Annotated in this window: 19 protein-coding genes and 1 tRNA gene; 7 read left to right on the top strand and 13 right to left on the bottom strand. The window is 52.5% G+C overall.

Annotated features, from left to right (window positions below):
• Positions 1–10: 10 nt before the first annotated feature.
• Both RHH53_RS07460 and RHH53_RS07455 read right to left on the bottom strand, forming a co-directional pair.
• Positions 11–457 carry an Rrf2 family transcriptional regulator gene (locus RHH53_RS07460; RefSeq protein ID WP_302676304.1) on the bottom strand — a complete coding sequence of 149 codons (447 nt, stop codon included), beginning with the start codon at positions 455–457 and terminating at the stop codon, positions 11–13.
• Complete coding sequence (locus RHH53_RS07455; RefSeq protein ID WP_310743604.1) at positions 454–2,001, bottom strand: SagB/ThcOx family dehydrogenase; 1,548 nt, start codon at positions 1,999–2,001, stop codon at positions 454–456. The genes RHH53_RS07460 and RHH53_RS07455 overlap by 4 nt, the downstream gene beginning before the upstream one ends.
• Positions 2,002–2,122: 121 nt before the next feature.
• On the opposite strand from RHH53_RS07455, the gene RHH53_RS07450 reads away from it, so the two are divergent.
• Complete coding sequence (locus RHH53_RS07450; RefSeq protein WP_206199613.1) at positions 2,123–2,653, top strand: pentapeptide repeat-containing protein; 531 nt, start codon at positions 2,123–2,125, stop codon at positions 2,651–2,653.
• Here the strand turns inward: RHH53_RS07450 and cbiE are convergent.
• Both cbiE and RHH53_RS07440 read right to left on the bottom strand, forming a co-directional pair.
• A complete protein-coding gene (gene cbiE, locus RHH53_RS07445) occupies positions 2,644–3,891 on the bottom strand; it encodes a precorrin-6y C5,15-methyltransferase (decarboxylating) subunit CbiE (RefSeq protein ID WP_206199612.1) in 1,248 nt (415 codons plus the stop codon). The genes RHH53_RS07450 and cbiE overlap by 10 nt on opposite strands.
• Entirely contained in the window at positions 3,888–4,502 is a 615-nt protein-coding gene (locus RHH53_RS07440) for a cobalt-precorrin-8X methylmutase (protein ID WP_310742831.1), read from the bottom strand. The genes cbiE and RHH53_RS07440 overlap by 4 nt, the downstream gene beginning before the upstream one ends.
• Before the next feature lie 36 nt (positions 4,503–4,538).
• Here RHH53_RS07440 and RHH53_RS07435 point away from each other — a divergent pair.
• Together RHH53_RS07435 and RHH53_RS07430 are read left to right on the top strand one after the other, a co-directional pair.
• A tRNA-Ser gene (locus tag RHH53_RS07435) sits at positions 4,539–4,623 on the top strand.
• Positions 4,624–4,773: 150 nt separating this feature from the next.
• Positions 4,774–5,070, top strand: coding sequence for a hypothetical protein (locus RHH53_RS07430; RefSeq protein WP_206199610.1), 297 nt, complete (start codon positions 4,774–4,776; stop codon positions 5,068–5,070).
• On the opposite strand, the gene murQ is transcribed toward RHH53_RS07430, so the two are convergent.
• From murQ to RHH53_RS07405, 5 genes are all read right to left on the bottom strand, one after another.
• On the bottom strand, positions 5,067–5,993 hold the full coding sequence (gene murQ, locus RHH53_RS07425; protein ID WP_310743603.1) for an N-acetylmuramic acid 6-phosphate etherase: 927 nt from the start codon (positions 5,991–5,993) through the stop codon (positions 5,067–5,069). The genes RHH53_RS07430 and murQ overlap by 4 nt on opposite strands.
• A complete protein-coding gene (locus tag RHH53_RS07420) occupies positions 5,990–6,559 on the bottom strand; it encodes a glyoxalase-like domain protein (RefSeq protein WP_206199608.1) in 570 nt (189 codons plus the stop codon). The genes murQ and RHH53_RS07420 overlap by 4 nt, the downstream gene beginning before the upstream one ends.
• A 470-nt stretch (positions 6,560–7,029) precedes the next feature.
• Entirely contained in the window at positions 7,030–8,058 is a 1,029-nt protein-coding gene (gene pdhA, locus RHH53_RS07415) for a pyruvate dehydrogenase (acetyl-transferring) E1 component subunit alpha (RefSeq protein WP_206199607.1), read from the bottom strand.
• 128 nt (positions 8,059–8,186) lie between these two features.
• On the bottom strand, positions 8,187–8,429 hold the full coding sequence (locus RHH53_RS07410) for a hypothetical protein (RefSeq protein WP_310743602.1): 243 nt from the start codon (positions 8,427–8,429) through the stop codon (positions 8,187–8,189).
• 27 nt (positions 8,430–8,456) lie between these two features.
• Positions 8,457–8,789 (bottom strand): DUF565 domain-containing protein, encoded by a 333-nt coding sequence (locus tag RHH53_RS07405; RefSeq protein ID WP_206199605.1) that lies wholly within the window; start codon positions 8,787–8,789, stop codon positions 8,457–8,459.
• Between the two features lie 57 nt (positions 8,790–8,846).
• On the opposite strand from RHH53_RS07405, the gene RHH53_RS07400 reads away from it, so the two are divergent.
• A complete protein-coding gene (locus RHH53_RS07400; protein WP_302677938.1) occupies positions 8,847–9,806 on the top strand; it encodes an alpha-E domain-containing protein in 960 nt (319 codons plus the stop codon).
• 25 nt (positions 9,807–9,831) lie between these two features.
• On the opposite strand, the gene RHH53_RS07395 is transcribed toward RHH53_RS07400, so the two are convergent.
• Together RHH53_RS07395 and coaD are read right to left on the bottom strand one after the other, a co-directional pair.
• The gene (locus tag RHH53_RS07395; RefSeq protein ID WP_310743601.1) at positions 9,832–10,470 is read right to left on the bottom strand and encodes an ATP synthase F0 subunit B; all 639 of its coding nucleotides are present in this window, start codon (positions 10,468–10,470) and stop codon (positions 9,832–9,834) included.
• Entirely contained in the window at positions 10,425–10,931 is a 507-nt protein-coding gene (gene coaD / locus RHH53_RS07390) for a pantetheine-phosphate adenylyltransferase (protein WP_206199602.1), read from the bottom strand. The genes RHH53_RS07395 and coaD overlap by 46 nt, the downstream gene beginning before the upstream one ends.
• Before the next feature lie 465 nt (positions 10,932–11,396).
• Between coaD and RHH53_RS07385 the strand changes: the two genes are divergently transcribed.
• The gene (locus RHH53_RS07385) at positions 11,397–12,086 is read left to right on the top strand and encodes a hypothetical protein (RefSeq protein WP_302677936.1); all 690 of its coding nucleotides are present in this window, start codon (positions 11,397–11,399) and stop codon (positions 12,084–12,086) included.
• A 23-nt stretch (positions 12,087–12,109) separates the two neighbouring features.
• On the opposite strand, the gene RHH53_RS07380 is transcribed toward RHH53_RS07385, so the two are convergent.
• Entirely contained in the window at positions 12,110–12,841 is a 732-nt protein-coding gene (locus RHH53_RS07380; protein WP_302677935.1) for a hypothetical protein, read from the bottom strand.
• Positions 12,842–12,924: 83 nt separating this feature from the next.
• On the opposite strand from RHH53_RS07380, the gene RHH53_RS07375 reads away from it, so the two are divergent.
• Positions 12,925–13,605 (top strand): response regulator transcription factor, encoded by a 681-nt coding sequence (locus tag RHH53_RS07375; protein ID WP_302677934.1) that lies wholly within the window; start codon positions 12,925–12,927, stop codon positions 13,603–13,605.
• A gap of 1 nt (position 13,606) precedes the next feature.
• Here the strand turns inward: RHH53_RS07375 and RHH53_RS07370 are convergent, their stop codons facing one another.
• On the bottom strand, positions 13,607–14,515 hold the full coding sequence (locus tag RHH53_RS07370; RefSeq protein WP_310453576.1) for a ChaN family lipoprotein: 909 nt from the start codon (positions 14,513–14,515) through the stop codon (positions 13,607–13,609).
• 113 nt (positions 14,516–14,628) lie between these two features.
• Between RHH53_RS07370 and RHH53_RS07365 the strand changes: the two genes are divergently transcribed.
• Entirely contained in the window at positions 14,629–15,888 is a 1,260-nt protein-coding gene (locus RHH53_RS07365) for a bifunctional oligoribonuclease/PAP phosphatase NrnA (protein ID WP_206199597.1), read from the top strand.
• Positions 15,889–15,917: the final 29 nt, after the last annotated feature.

The following is a 15,917-nucleotide window of genomic DNA, read 5'->3' as shown; positions in this document are numbered from 1 at the left end:
CCTAGATCGCCTAGACGACAAACGTTGCCCCATCCCCTTGAGCCGCTTGCCAACTACGGGCATCAAAGTATAAATCCTCAAGGGAGATACTGGCCAAGGCATCCTGAAGTTTTTGGTGGAGTCGTTGCCAGAGACTCAAGGTCACCCAATCCGCTGTGCCATCTTCCGGTTGGGGAGGATGCAAAAACAGGGGGGTCGGCGATTCACCAACGGCAGTAAGGATATCCCGCAGGGAAATGGCGGCCGGGGGACGGGCCAGTTGATAGCCCCCATAGACGCCTCGCAGCGATCGCACCAAGCCAGCCCGCCGCAATTCAATCAAGAGTTTTTCCAGATAGGGGGCAGGAATCTTTTGCCGCTCAGCAATGGCGCGCACGGAGGCAGGCCCATAGTTGGGTAACAAACTCAAGTCCAATAGAGCCTTGATACTGTAGTGGCCACGGGTGGTGAGGGTCACGCTGCTTTGCCAACGGTGGTAATGTACAGAACCGCTTCTTGCGGGGGAATGCCCAAGAGATCGTTGACCTGATCATCAAAGAAACCGCCAATGCCACTGACCCCTAGCCCCAAAGCGGTGGCAGCCAAATTGATCCGCTGTCCAAGGTGGCCAGCATCCATGTGGAGGTAGCGATAAGCCCGTTCCCCATAGCGAGCGATCGCCCGCTCCAGATTGGCGGTATGGAAAATCACCACAGCGGCATCGCGACCGAGGTCTTGATTGAGGCAGAGGAAATGCAACTGCTCTTGAAAGTTCTTGAAGCGAATTTGGCGTAACTCATGCTCGGCCACAGCATAGTAGTAGCAGCCCTCCTCTAGATCCTTGACCCGCGTCACGGCAATAAAGGTTTCCACCAATGTCGGGTCAAAGAAACTAGGGGCTTCATCTAGGCCTTGATCGCGGTAGTCCTGAGGATGGTAGGCAAAGGTGAGCAGGGCAGCCAGTTGATCCACTTCAATCCCTTGGCCACTGTACTGACGGGTCGAGCGCCGCTGCAGAATGGTTTGCTGGAGAGCGGCTAGATTGGTTTCCCAGTCAATGATGGTTTTGCTGAGACTCACCCGCAGACCAAAGGGGAAGTTGTACTTGCTAGCAGGGGGGTCAGTTGGCTCTTGAGCACTGAGGTTGGGAACGGTGGTCTCCTCGACTTTGGCCATGCCGTAGATCACGTCACTATTGGTGAGGGCACTGGCACGATGGTAAGCCTTCAGTAGCTCGCCACTGGCGATCGCCCCATAGTCATAGCAGGTGGCGGAGGCCAACACTGCGGGGAACGTGGACAAGTTTTCGCCCACTTCGAGTAAATTGGCAAGGGCAACCACCGCCAACACCCCCTCCTGTTCTGGATCAAGGTAAAGCAGTTCATTCATTTGGGCATCCACAAAACCACCAATGAAGTGAGCGCGAAAGTCATTGATATTGGCGGCCAGTTCCACATTCCCCAAGAGGTGCCCAATGTCGAGGCAAATGCGGCGATAGGCGCGATCGCCATAACGCCAAGCGGAACGGTAAAAGACGGCTGTCACGATCAGCGCAATGTGCGTCCTTTCTAGCGCTGGATGCCAAAGACAAGCGGCCTGTAGGGCTGACCAAGAATAGCTTTGCCACACCTGCACAAGGGCATGGTCTTTCACTTGGTAGTTATAAATGCCAGCGGGAACGGCGGTGTCGTTGCGAGTGAGGAGATAGATTTCCGCTGGATATAGCCCCCCGGCAGAAGGTGCTGCCCGCATATAAAAGGGCTGATCGGGATAGGGAACCACCCCAGTAATGCCATAGGTACAGTACAACAACCGTGAGAGTCGCTGCCAGTGGGGGTGGGCTGCCCCCTGCTCAGGTTCTAAAAACGGCTTGAGGGAGAAGGACTGACCAAGAGGATAGGTTTTGCAGGGACTGGGCTGGCGACTAAAATCGAGCGGTGCTGCCTGTTGGGCTAAGGTCTCAGGGGCGTACTTGGTGCGTTCGTGGTAATGCTGTGCCAAGGAAAGCGGTTGAAACCCCATTGTGGTGCCTCACCAAGTTAAGAAACCATTAAATAAAATGAACTTCCTCAATAAATCCCCCTACAGTCAAAAAGGTTTAGGTAGAAATACTTAGTCACAGTACAACGCTCTTTATACCATTATGGCCAAATTCAGCAATGAGGAACTATTGGCAGCCTATGCAGCGGGGGAACGAGATTTTCGGGGCAGCGATCTGACGGGTCTGAGCCTTTTTGACACCAACCTCAGTGATGCCGATTTCAGTGAGAGTAATTTGGAAAATGCCTATTTGCCCTATTGCCAGTTGAATCGAATTCAAGCGATTGCCACCAATCTACGCCACAGTGAATTAGGGGATGCTCAGTTGTATCAAGCGAACCTTGCGGCAGCAGATCTTGAAGGAGCCAACCTTGTCCGCACCAACCTGCGATCGGCCAATTTGGAACGGGCAAACCTGCAAGGCGCTAATCTTCAGGGGGCGGATCTGCGCTATGCCAATTTGCGACAAGCGAATCTCCAAGGGGCCAACCTGCAACAGGCCAATTTAGAGCAGGCAGATTTAACGGCAGCCCAGGTACAGCGGTGTAATTTTTTTCGGGCAACGGGTGTTGATCTGTCGGCTGCGGTGTGCGATCGCACCACGGTTTATCCCGATGGCTATTTTTACCCCTGACTCAGGGTGATGAGGGTGACTGGATTGAGGGGATGGAGGCGGTGGCCTTGACCCAAGGGAACGGAGCGGCTGAGTTGCACGTGTAGCACTTGCGGGCTGATTTGCTGGGTTTGACACCAGTGGAGAACTTGGCCTTGGTGTTCGAGGGTGGCGATCGCCAGCACCAACCGGCCGCCAGCTTTCAAGTGTGACCAACAATAGTCGAGATTGGCCAGTAATTGGGCACCACTGCCGCCAATAAACACGCGATCCGGTTGCGGCAAGCCACTGAGGCTCTGGGGTGCTGCTCCTTGGATTGGGATCAGATTGGTCAAACCAAAAGCCTTGCGGTTGCGCTCAATCAGTTGAAAGCCAATCGCCGTTTTCTCGATCGCATAGATGGTGGCTTGGGGGGCAAGGCGGGCGATTTCCACAGCGACACTGCCGGTGCCGGCGCCCACATCCCAAACGGTTTCGATAGTGCCGGTGAGGGCAAGTTCCGCCAAGGCCAATACCCGCACTTCCCGCTTTGTCATCAAGCTGGGGCGATCGCCAAAGGTGAAAAATTGATCATCCCCTAGGCCAAAAACGGGCTGTTCCCGAGGGGGTAGGTGCTGGGGTTGACGCAGGAGCACCACCAAATTCAGCGGATGTACCGGCGGAAGCATTGTCACTGGTTGGGCTAAGTCCCACGGCAGAATGGCTTCGTCTGCGCTACCCAAGGCCTGACACACCCACGCCCGATAGGACACAGGCAGGTGCAATGCTTGGTATAAGCGGCTAATGGCAGCAATATTAGCCTCACCATCGGTATAGATGGCAATTTTCTCCACCCCCCGCTGCAACAGCGGCACCAACCCCGCTAAATCGCGACCATGGGCACTGTAGATCACGGCATCCTGCCAAGGGAGCTTGAGCCGACTAAAGGCCAACTGCACCGCACTGAGGTGGGGATGAAACGTCAACTGATCGGGAGTAAAGACTTCGAGCAGCCAGCGTCCCAGCCCGTAAAACAGGGGATCGCCACTGGTGAGAATGACCACTTGGGGGTTCGGGGTTGTTGCCAAGTGGGTTTGAATCGCCTTGAAACTGGCGTTAAAGTCCCGTAGAGACAAGCGGCGGGCGTCTCCATGGGGAATCAACTGAAGATGGCGATCGCTCCCCACCAAAAGCGTCGCTGTGCGAATAATTTCCTGAACTGTTTCTCCCAACCCTGCCAGCCCCTCTAGGCCAATGCCCACCACATGAATCGGGGTCACACTGACTCCTTGCTATCGGCCAACTCCAGCAGGGCATTCACAATCGCTGCCGCCACAGGCGATCCCCCCTTGCGACCGGCAACGCGAATTTGAGGCACGGGCAGTTGGGCAAGGGCTGCTTTTGACTCTACAACATTGACAAAGCCAACCGGGACACCAATGACGCCCGCCGGCGGTACACGGGTTTGTTGCAGGCGATCGCACAGGGCAAGGAGCGCCGTTGGCGCATTCCCAACCACAAACAGGGCATCGGGCCACTGTTGCCAAGCGCGGATCATCCCTGCTTCGCTGCGGGTTTGATCGGGAGCGGTGTGGCTGCCATCGTCAAGGGCGGTAATGATCGGATTCTGAAAGGTACGGCTGACCATGGTTTGAATGCCGACCCTGACCATGGCCACATCGGTAATAATCGGCACACCTGAGCGCAGGGCTTGTGTCATGTGGGCGATCGCCCCCGGCGAAATCTCCAGCAGGTTCTTAAACTCAAAATCTGCCGTGCTGTGGATAATTCGCCGCAAAATCGCATAGCTTGGGGCATCAAAAGGGTGAGGACCGATCTCGCGATCAATGATGGCAAAACTGGCTTGGGCAATGGGATGCAGCAGAGACACAGGACTTCTGATAGGATAGTAGAACTGCCTAAACGTGGAGAGATGGCCGAGTGGTCGAAGGCGCAGCACTGGAAATGCTGTGTGGGGCAACTCACCGAGGGTTCGAATCCCTCTCTCTCCGTCCTATTGTTATCTTGCCACCACAGAAGGGATCCCTTGCGGCAACCAAGGGAGAGGTGGCTGCCCTAAAATAGAAAACATAGAGAATACTCCCAACGCAGTTAGGGGTTCTTAAGTGCTTAATTTCTAACCCCCTTGAGGATTCTTTACTATGCGTTTCTCCTCAATCCCTTGGATAGTAATTGCCAGTATGCTGCCTGCTGTACCTGTCTTTGCTAATTCCGCTGCCATTGGCACGATTCAAGTTAGCCCCGAGTTGCGATCGGCACTGCAATCAGCCCCCGATCCTGCGGCAAACCCCAATGCTGTCCCACCTGCGAGTAATATGGCAGAGATTGAAAACAGCCTAGAGATTTCGCCTGTGCCTACTCGCCCCGATCCAAAGGTGTACAGGCAGTTTGAGGAACCCCGCAATAATCGCGGTCTTGGCTTCAAAGTGGGCATTTAGGGGTTCAGGACAGCACTTTTGGCCGCGTGCAGTTGGCCATTGTGTTGATCGAGTAGAGCTTGAGCGGCAAGGGCATCCAGTCCTGTCCAGTACATGAGCAGGGCACGCTTCACTTGGTAGCCACTGCGTTCGAGGAGAGCTGCTGCTGCTGCGCGATCAATCCCCGTGAGATCCGTGAGAATCCGCAGGGCACGATCCAAGAGCTTACGATTGGTGACCGCCACATCCACCATGCGGTTGCCATAGACTTTGCCCAACTGCACCATCACCCCCGTGGAAATGATATTCAGTGCCATTTTTGTGGCAGTACCGGCTTTCAAACGGGTGGATCCAGCAAGGAGTTCAGGCCCCACCAGTAGGCGAATGTCAATGTCGGCAGCCCGCTGTACCTGATCCGAGGGAACACAGGCCATAAAGACCGTAAGTGCCCCTACTGCTTGCGCTGCATCCAGTGCCCCATGAACATAGGGAGTGGTTCCGCCAGCGGTAATACCCATCACCACATCTTGGGCAGTAATCTGGCGATCGCCCACCACGGCGGCGCCATCTTCGTAGCGATCCTCAAGGCCTTCGGAACTGCGCACAAGGGCAGCCTCACCGCCGGCCAGAATGCCTTGAACCAAATGGGGCGGTGTACAAAAGGTGGGTGGACATTCCGCAGCATCCAAAACCCCCAAGCGACCACTGGTGCCGGCACCAACGTAGAAGAGGCGTCCCCCTTGGCGGAGGCGGACTGCTGTGGCGGCAATGGTTTGGGCTAAGGCCTCGCGGGCTTGGGCGATCGCCCGCAGCGTTTGGGCATCTTCCTGATTAAACAGATCAACTAGTTCCAAGGGAGTGAGCTGATCCAGATTCTGGCTGGCGGGATTGATCTGCTCCGTCAAGAGATGACCACGACTAGGGAGTTCTTGGAGGTCTGTCATGGCCGCGCCGAAATTTCTGCCATTTCAATCACGGTGCCGTCGTAGTCCTTGACAAGGAAATTGAGGGGGCGATCGCTGCGCATTTTGTAGCGCAACTGCCGCCGTTGAATCCGCAGTAATAGGAGTTCGAGGCACTCACGGTCAAAGCAGACATGGCGCTGACGGTGGCGTTCCCCCTTGCTGGCACCACTAATGACATGCAGTTGCGTATTTTTCTTGAGTTGGTACCACAACCCATCACTAGGGCTGGGGCGCTTGGGGCTGCTGTAGCTCAAGGCCGAGGGCACATAGAGCGGATCCATCGAAGCCACGCCAAGGGTTTGCTCATAGTTGTAGTAGTAGTGCAGCGGTACATCAGCGATCGGCAAATGCAACTCCTGCTCGTAGAACTGCCGCGCGTGCTCCAAATCCGAGACCATGATCGTATAGACCTTGGGGGCACTGGACAAAAAGAGCCACATCGCCCCTGCGTAGCCCATCAGCAGCATGATCATGATCCCCTGGGTGGAGAATACCCCATCCCAGAGACCATCCAGCCAGGCAAACAAAGGAGGAGTCAACAACATGCCAATGTTCTAGGGAAAGCTCCTTTTATTCTAGTGACTATCCTAGTCAACAAACCCAGCAATGGTTTATTCATTGATAAAAATATATTCTTGACGTTGCTGAGACTGGGATCAGCCAAGGGCTGTAGGGGGGTGGGGCTAGGTTATAATCCCTTAATCTTTAAATAATGTTCTCTTAAACACGAGTTTCCCCTAGAACTGTCGTTGTGAGCTATGCCCCTCAGCGCATTTCGCCAGACGAGTGTTTACCAAAAGACAACACCCCAGCCCCCTGCAGCATTCCAAATTCCACTTATTTGTGTTTGCGGTTGCTTCTTAGGCATTTGTTTCCTAGTGTTCAGTGGACTTGGCCAACAGTGGGATATTGCTTTGTCCGAGATTGTCCGAACCGTTTTACCGCGTGAGTTTGCTCCTGTTGCAAAATTGTCCTATTTTTCGGGCAATGCCCCCGTTGCTGGCAGCGACCCAACCTATTCATCTGCAAAGATGTAGTCGTAGAGTTCTTCGGGCTTAGGCTCAGGACTTTCCTCGGCAAAGGCCACAGCATCATCCACAATCGCTTGTACTTTTTGCTCAATGGCACGCAGGTCTTCGCTAGTGGCCAGTTCCTGCTCCACGAGGTAGGCACCCAGCTTTTTGATCGGATCGCGCTTCAGCCAAAATTCTTTCTCTTCTTTGGAGCGCAGTTCATCGGGATCGGCAAGGGAGTGCCCTCGGAAACGGTAGGTCAAAGCTTCAATTAGGGTGGGGCCTTCACCGGCACGGGCGCGGGCGATCGCTGCCTCAGCCACTGTACGCACCGCCAGCACATCCATGCCATCTACTTCCTCACCCACCATGCCAAAGACCTTGGCCTTCTTGTAGATTTCTGTTTCGGAACTGGCACGCTCATGGGCCATACCGATCGCCCACTTGTTATTTTCCACCACGAAAAGAATGGGTAATTTCCAGAGGGCTGCCATATTCAAGCACTCAAAGAACTGGCCATTATTGCTGGCACCATCACCAAAGAAGCAAGCGGTGACCTGATCGGCCTTGGCATCGCCCATCACCTGACGGCGGTACATCGTCTGAAATGCTGCCCCCGTTGCGACTGGAATCCCCTCAGCGACAAAGGCAAAGCCCCCCAAGAGATTATGCTTAGCAGAAAAGAGGTGCATTGAGCCGCCCCGGCCTTTGCTACACCCCGTCGCCTTGCCAAAGAGTTCAGCCATTACTTCACGGGCAGGAACACCGGCGCTCAGGGCATGAACGTGATCGCGATAGGTACTGCACACGTAATCATCGGGACGCATCGCCTTGATTACACCTGTAGAGACTGCCTCTTGACCGTTGTAGAGGTGGACAAAGCCAAACATCCGCCCCCGGTAGTACATTTCGGCACACTTATCTTCAAAGGTGCGCCCCAGTACCATATCTTCATAGAGCATTAACCCCTGCTCACGAGTAATCGTGGTTTGGGGAATGGACAAAGAGGGCAGACTACGCTCTTGAACCATAGCAGGCAGTGATCAACTTAGGGTAAACGCCGTACCAACAGGGCAAGCCGCCGTTGGCATCACACTATTGTACTCAAATTACAGCCCTTTTCTTAAATATGGGAGTAACAAGGGAATGCCAGCCTCGGCTAATCACAGTAAATGAATATTCCTGCCCCTTGCTGGTTTGCCAAAAAGAGAAGCAGGATAGATGTGGGCAGCAGCCATTGCCTCTGGTCAAAACGTTTTGCTAGGGTCGTTTGCAGACCGTGCCATGCAGTTTCTAGGATGCAACTGGGTAAGTCTCCTTCCTCTGCGGCGGCGATGAGTGCTTCAAGGTCTGCTGGCGGTTCATTGTCGGGAATGGCGATTAAAATTGCCGCAATACTCATTCATGAGGTTTCCAATTGAATTAGCAACTAACTTCCCAGAAGGAAGGCAACGAGGAACAAACCATAGAGGAGACCGAACTTCAAGGCATTGAGAATTTCGCCAAAGAGAGTTTGCCGCAGTTTCCAGCGATCGCTATAGAACATAGCACTAATCACTTCAGCAATAATTGCTACGATGCTCGAGGCCACAATATCTAAATAGCCCAATTGACCTGCACTCGAGGAAATGGCTAAGCCCAAGAACACCCCAAAGAGAAAGGCAATACTCAGTGTTGCTAGCCGTCGCCACGGATTTTTTAACTGCTCCTGAATCCCGGCGCCTAAACGATCAAGCAGGGTATTAAGACGGGTTTGCTGCATATACTCAGGACGGGAAAAGGTTGCTAGAGTGGGCAGAGAGTGAATGCTTGCCAGTATATGTTAAGTCGTGTTGCCGATGCGGTCTATTGGTTAAATCGCTACATTGAGCGGGCAGAGAATATTGCTCGTTTTGTTGATGTCAACTTGAACATGCTGCTGGATCTGCCCACGAGTCTTTCAAGTCAATGGGATCCCCTAGTGCTAACAACGGGGGATTTGCCCTTTTTTCAGGAACACTATGGCACGGCCACGGCTGAAAATGTGATTCAGTTCCTCACCTTTGACACCACCTATCCCAACTCGATCATCTCCTGTCTGCGGACGGCACGGGAGAATGCCACATCCATTCGCGAGGTGATTTCCTCAGAAATGTGGCAGCAGGTGAATGCCTTCTACACAATGGTGCGGGAGGCGGCTAAAGCCCCGGATCAATTGGAGATTGCCAGCTTTTTGGAGCAAGTGAAACAGGCCAGTCACCTTTTTGCCGGCGTGATGGATAGTACGATGAGCCACAATGAAGCGTGGCACTTTGGTCAAATGGGGCGGCTACTGGAGCGAGCCGATAAGACCTCGCGGATTCTCGATGTGAAATACTATCTGCTGTTGCCCTCAGTGGAAGATGTGGGCACGCCCATTGATGAATTGGGTTGGATTGCGCTCCTCAAGTCCGCCAGTGCCTATGAGATGTATCGTAAACGGGGTTCGCATCGGATTACACCCGCAGGGGTCGCAGAGTTTTTGATTCTCGATGCCGAGTTTCCCCGCGCGATCCGCTTTTGTCTGTTGCAGGTGGAAAAATCCCTCTACAAAATTACAGGGACGCCCTTGGGGAGCTGGCACCAGCCCGTGGAACGCCAACTGGGACGCCTGCGATCGCAACTGGACTATTTGACGATTGATGAAATTATTGGTCAAGGCATGCACGAGTTCCTCGATCACTTGCAGCAGCAAATGAATGAGGTGGATACGCAAATTTTTCAAACGTTTTTTACCCTAGAGCCTGTGAAAGCCCGCTAGCGTGACAATTGAATTGGGGTATTGCCTAGGGTTGACGGTGGGCTTGGTGCTGCTTGAGGTATTGGCGCCCATTTTGAATCACCGCTAGCATTTCCTTGAATTGGCGTTCCATTTCCGCAAGGGTGCGATCGGCATAGGCATCCGCTTCCTGTTGCCGCTCTTGACATTCATGGCGGGTCACTTGGCGCAGATGGGCTAGTTCTTTTTCTGTGTTTTGCCGTAGCAGATTGATTTCCTCGATCGCGCGCTGGCGCATAAACTCCACCTCTTGCTGCACCTGCTGGCGAATTTTTTGGGCTTCGAGTTCTGCCTGCTGGCGAATCCGCAGTTCATCGGCAATTTGGGCAGCGCGTTGCTCTGCGGCACGGATAATTTCTTGGGCGCGGTGCTGGGCCTGTTTAATGATCTCATCCCGCTGATTGAGAATCCGCTGCGCTGTCTTCACTGATTCGGGGATCGCCTGTTCAATGTGGGCAAGTTGGTTTAGGATCTGCTCTTCATCAATGAGTTTGCGGCCGGTCAGCGGGATCTTCGTCCCTTCGAGAATCAGGAGTTCTTCCAGCTTTTCCAATTGTTGCAGGAGTTGCAGCGGTACGGAAGGGACATCAAGCGCTTCATTTACTCCAGTGGTCGTTGAGATGCGATCGGTGTTTGAGTAAAGCATGCTTCTAAATCCTTTGCAACAGTGGCTGGTACTAGATGACGAACATTACCGCCAAATCGGGCAATTTCTTTTACTAAGCTACTACTTAAGAAACTATACTCATTGGACGTGGTGAGGAACACGGTCTCAATCTCTGGCCAGAGGCTTTTATTGGTGTGGGACATCTGCAGCTCGTATTCAAAGTCCGACAGAACCCGTAGCCCCCGCAGAAGAACTGTTGCCTGTTGCGATCGCGCGTACTCAACGGTGAGGCCATCAAAGGTATCCACCCGCACATTTTTTAAGTGGACAGTTGCCGCCTGCACTTGTTTGATCCGCTGCGCCACGCTAAAGAGGGCTTTTTTCTGAGGGTTATGGGCGATCGCCACAATCACTTCACTAAAGAGACGAGCACCCCGCTCAATAATGTCCAAGTGCCCTAGGGTAATGGGATCAAAGCTTCCAGGATAAACAGCAAGCATAGGCGGCTCAATAAAGGGTCAGAAGTTGAAAGTCAGAGAAAAAATGCTTGTAAAACAATCATCCCTGATTTTTAGGGACAGTGCATGCCCTACCTGATAAGGGTCGGCAAGCCACTCAGCTGTCGTAGATGTAGTCTGGGATACCTAATTTGGGTTCAATATAAACGAATGTAAACTATTGCTTAAAACTTGCAGCTTTATATAGCAGTTATTCTAAAGAACAGTAAATAAAAGCTGCTTGTATCAATAGATACTTGACAATTCAAATTCTTAGATTTATAAGTGAATGGTATATCTCACGCAACTGCAATTACATCTTTCCTTTGACAGTAGACAATTGTCAACTGCATCTGCTGGGAACCTAAGATCTTGATTCCTAATCTTAGGATTTAACAATTCCAGAAGCTGAACTCTTCGACTCAACCTAATGTTGTTTCCTGATTTTAGTCCTGAAGGGGATTTGCTATGAATGTTTCTCCAGTGACTCGTTACAAGCTCCGAAACCTGCTAGCGGAGCATCCTGCGGTTCAGTCCCATAGGGGTGATGACCCTAGTGAGCAAGAATACCTAGACCGCTACATTAATTTAGATAACTTAACATACCCACAGCTTAACCAATTAGAATTTCTGATTGAGTTACATGAAAAAATAGAACAGAGTGAGCCTAATCAAACACTGCAGCTGCAATACATTGAGCAGAAAATTTTTGACCTCATTGGCCTCCAGCTCCCTGTCTCTGCCAACACCTTAGCGGTTTTGACGTCCTTCTTTAGCCAATTTGCTCAAACAAAAGAAACAAAAGATAGACCGCCTCTGGCTTCCGCGAACCCTGAAGCCCTAACCCTTGCTGATTACTATGGGTACTGCCAGCAAATTACGGAAGTGGCAGCGCGCTACCTTGGTAAAAGGATTGTCACAAACTATTGGTTAGTGACACGGCCACGTGAAAGTTGGTTGGTGCAAATTCAAGTGGAGCAGTTCCATAACCGCCAATTTACTGCCACCGACAGATTGTTAACAAATCATGAAGCAGAAACGCTGCAACAGTGGATTCACGATTTCATGCAGCAGTGCTGCCGCATCGTGCCAGACCTACCACAGCTCCTATTGGCTGCGGGGGTGCCTTCCCACCTGCTCTGCAGTCTGGTTCATTAATGCTTGAAATTAAATTGCCTGAACTATTCCCGAAAGAGTTCAAAGGGTTTTAGGAGTCCTTGCAACACCAAGGGCAACTTTTCCCTTAACTCTGGGGGATCGCTATAGATGAGGCGCTGGCGACTGGGAACTTCAATGGGAAGAGGCGCCCGCTGGCTGGGGTGCTCCTGCTGAATAACAAGGAGTTGATTGCGGCGTTTACTGGCTAGGGCATAGCCCAGTTCGAGGGCAACCATTGCATGCAACTGTTCATTCCCACTCCCATCTGCAATAAAGAGCAGTGAGCGACGCAATTGGGTGATCACGGGACTATCCAGACGCAGAGGAGCCGTGGCTGAGCGTGGGCTTTCGACCAGTTCCAAGGGGAAGCGACTAGGGGTATTGGTCACAAATGCTTTGAGGGCGGTGCGAATCTCGTCACTACTGGGGCTATCGGCGGCACTGAAAAAGAGGGTTGGTTCCAAGTAACTCAGGCGATCGCTCTTGATGAAATAGATTTCATGACTGAGAACATCAATGTTGGCAATTGTATAGCTGCCACTGCCCTCAATATAAAATTCCACCGTTTCCCCAAGGCGATAGCGTTGAAACCACTCCGAACGCTGCACCGTTTCTAAGTCATCGAGAAAATCTGCCCGCAATGCCGTTTTCAGCAAGCTACTTTTGTTGAGCCGTAGATCGTGGGGGCGTTGCTCGATGTGTTCGAGGGGTTCATACTGCGGTAGGTACCATGCCCGCAGCGCAATAATCGCCATTCGATATTCCACCCAAGTACTACCAATAGCCAATATGGTAGAGCATGGATAAATTAAGTCCTACTGATCTTAGGAGAGAGCCAATGACAGCAAAATTATTGCTGGTGGATGATGAGCCGGGAGTGCGCGAGGCGGTAACGGCCTATTTAGAGGACAGTGGCTTTGAAGTAACAGCAGTGGCCAATGGTCAAGCGGCTCTGGAGTACCTAGAAACCAATGTGCCCGACCTGATTATTACGGATATTATGATGCCGCAGATGGATGGCTATGCTTTTTTGGAAACAGTGCGCCAACAGCCCCATCTCAACCATATTCCCGTTATCTTCCTCACAGCGCGGGGCATGAAGCGCGATCGCATCCAAGGGTATGATGCTGGCTGTGATGCCTACCTAGCCAAACCCTTTGACCCCGATGAACTGGTGGCCATCATTAAAAATCTGCTGCGGCGGCAAGCGGCTGCTCGCGATGAGACCGAACCCAATCTGGCCAATCTAGCCCAACAAATTGCCGAACTGCGGGCAATGCTCGTCCAACAGGGCAAACGCAATCCCACGGCTCCCCCAATTCAACTGGATCTCACCCCCCGCGAAGCCAGTGTGCTGCAACTGGTGGTCAAGGGTCTGATGAATAAGGAAATTGCCAGCCAACTGAATACCAGTGTTCGCAATATTGAAAAGTATGTCAGTCGCCTCTTTGTGAAAACCGGTACCAGTAGCCGCACAGAACTCGTGCGCTTTGCCCTTGAACATGGCTTGGCTGATTAGGTTAGAGAGAGGGATCATTTTGCCAGAACCAGTCGGCAATGCGGGGTTTGGCTTTTTCCGTTGCTGTCGGGTTGAGGAGGATAATTGCTTGGCGGAGGTTGGGGGAGAGCCGTCGCTGTACCCGTTGGGGAATGCCATCGCCAAAATAAACATGACCCCGCCCTGTCAGCACCACAATCAGGCGATCGGGATGCCGCTGATGCTGTTTAGCAATGACTTTGGCCATGGTTTCATCCCAAAGGACTTGAGCTTGGTAAAAGAAGTCAAAATTCATACTGTGGCTCATCCCTTGATGGGCAGCAACAAAAATCTCCTGCAGGCGATCGCGATAGGCAGTGTTGCTCAAGTCAATATCTGATAGGGGTGGAATATAGCGAAAATCATCTTCCCCTAAGCTCTCGAGACCTTGGCGTGCCACTTGGCGGGTGACTTCGGTGGGCGTATTTAGGGCAATTAGGGGAATCTGCTGCTCCTTGGCGAAGCGAAAAATCGGTGCATAGAGCGACCAAGGGAAGCCCCAGCGCTGAGCATATTGGGTTTGCTCCAGCAATTCCATTTCCGTAATTTCACCGCCAATGTAGGCATCGAGGGCGCTTTGAAAGGGGCGCTGCATCATTTCTAGGGCGATCGCTAGGGGGCGACCCCGCCGTTGCAATTCCTGCAAAATCAACAGTTGCGCCTGATGGTCAGCAGCGCTGTCATGGGTTTCACCCAAATAGAGGATGTGTTTCTGCTGCCACTCATCGTAGGCTCGCTGCAAGGATACCAATTCACTGCCTCGCCACACCTGCTGCGCTTTCACACTGTGGGTTCCCGCCAAAAACAGCGCGATCGCTAAAGTAAAAGCTAAAGGCTGCCAAGCATGGGACGATCGCCACTGGCGCAACCGCTGTCCAAGGGGGGATGCCAAACGATAAAATATCTGCCAAGATCGAGATAGAGTCGTTGACGGTATGGTGACGACAATTATCTTCTGCGCGTTCCCCATTGGGTTCAACCCTGTTATCCAACGCTGAAACAACTATGCAATCTCCCTATCCACTTGAACTCAGTGACCCTGCTGCCAGTGACGTCGGTTCTACTCATCCTGAACTGAATGGTAACGCACTGGTGAAATCGGAGACGACCTCTACAGAATTGGCCAAGGCGGAAGTTCGCTTGAGTGACCCTCGTGCCGAAGCGCTGCGGCAAATGTTGGAACGCCATCGCGGTACGCGGCAGTTGATTATTCTCCAAGATTTTCCTGACCCCGATGCCCTCTCTTCGGCATGGACCTATAAGCTTATTGCTGAGCAGTTTGAGATTCAGTGCGATATTGCCTACGCCGGTGCCCTGAGCCATCAGGAGAATATCACCCTAGTGCGGCTGACGGGGATGCCCCTTGTGCGCTGGGCGGTGCAAGGTACGAAAAATAAAGATCAGCGGGATTGTACCTGTTACCAAGGCTACGTTCTCATTGACAACCAAGGCACCACCAGTCAATTGCTGCCCATGGTACAGGAGGCAGGCCTGCCCGCGATCGCCATCATTGATCACCACAGTCTCCAAGAAGTCATTCAAGCCGAGTTTACAGACATTCGACCCACGACCCGCGCCACGGCTACCATCTTTACCCAATACCTGCAAGCGGGGCTACTCACCCTCGACAGTAGTAACCCAGTTCACGTGAAATGTGCCACGGCTCTGATGCATGGCCTGCGCTCTGACACCGATTGCCTCAAACAAGCCAAAGAAGAGGACTTTCTCGCAGCCGCCTTCCTGAGTCGTTTTATTGATTATCAACTGCTGAACACCATTTTGCAGTCCCACCGCTCGAAGCAGGTGATGGATGTGATCGAGCGATCGCTGAAAAACCGCTCCATTCACAACAATTTCTCAATTTCTGGCGTGGGCTATATCCGCTACGAAGACCGCGATGCCATTCCCCAAGCGGCGGATTTCCTTGTGACTGAAGAGAACGTCCACACTGCCGTTGTCTATGGCCTCGTCCACGACGAAGATGAAGAAGTGGAACTGATTATCGGTTCGCTGCGCACAACAAAAATTACCCTTGACCCCGACGAATTTATCAAAGAGGCCTTTGGTAAGGATCGCCAAGGACGCTTCTTTGGTGGCGGTCGCTCCCAGGCCGGCGGTTTTGAAATTCCCGTGGGCTTCTTGTCGGGTCTCAATGAAAATCCAGAATACGCTAAACTCAAGTGGAGCGTTTACGATACGCAGATTAAGCAGAAGCTCCTCCACCTCGTCAATCCGAAGAACAATGTCCTCCACGGTACGGAGTAAGGCACTGTTTGTAGTAATCAAGTTTTAGG

The sequence above is a fragment of the Thermosynechococcus sp. PKX82 genome, from assembly GCF_031583255.1.
Lineage (GTDB): Bacteria > Cyanobacteriota > Cyanobacteriia > Thermosynechococcales > Thermosynechococcaceae > Thermosynechococcus.
This window is presented reverse-complemented; position numbering and strand designations above follow the sequence as displayed.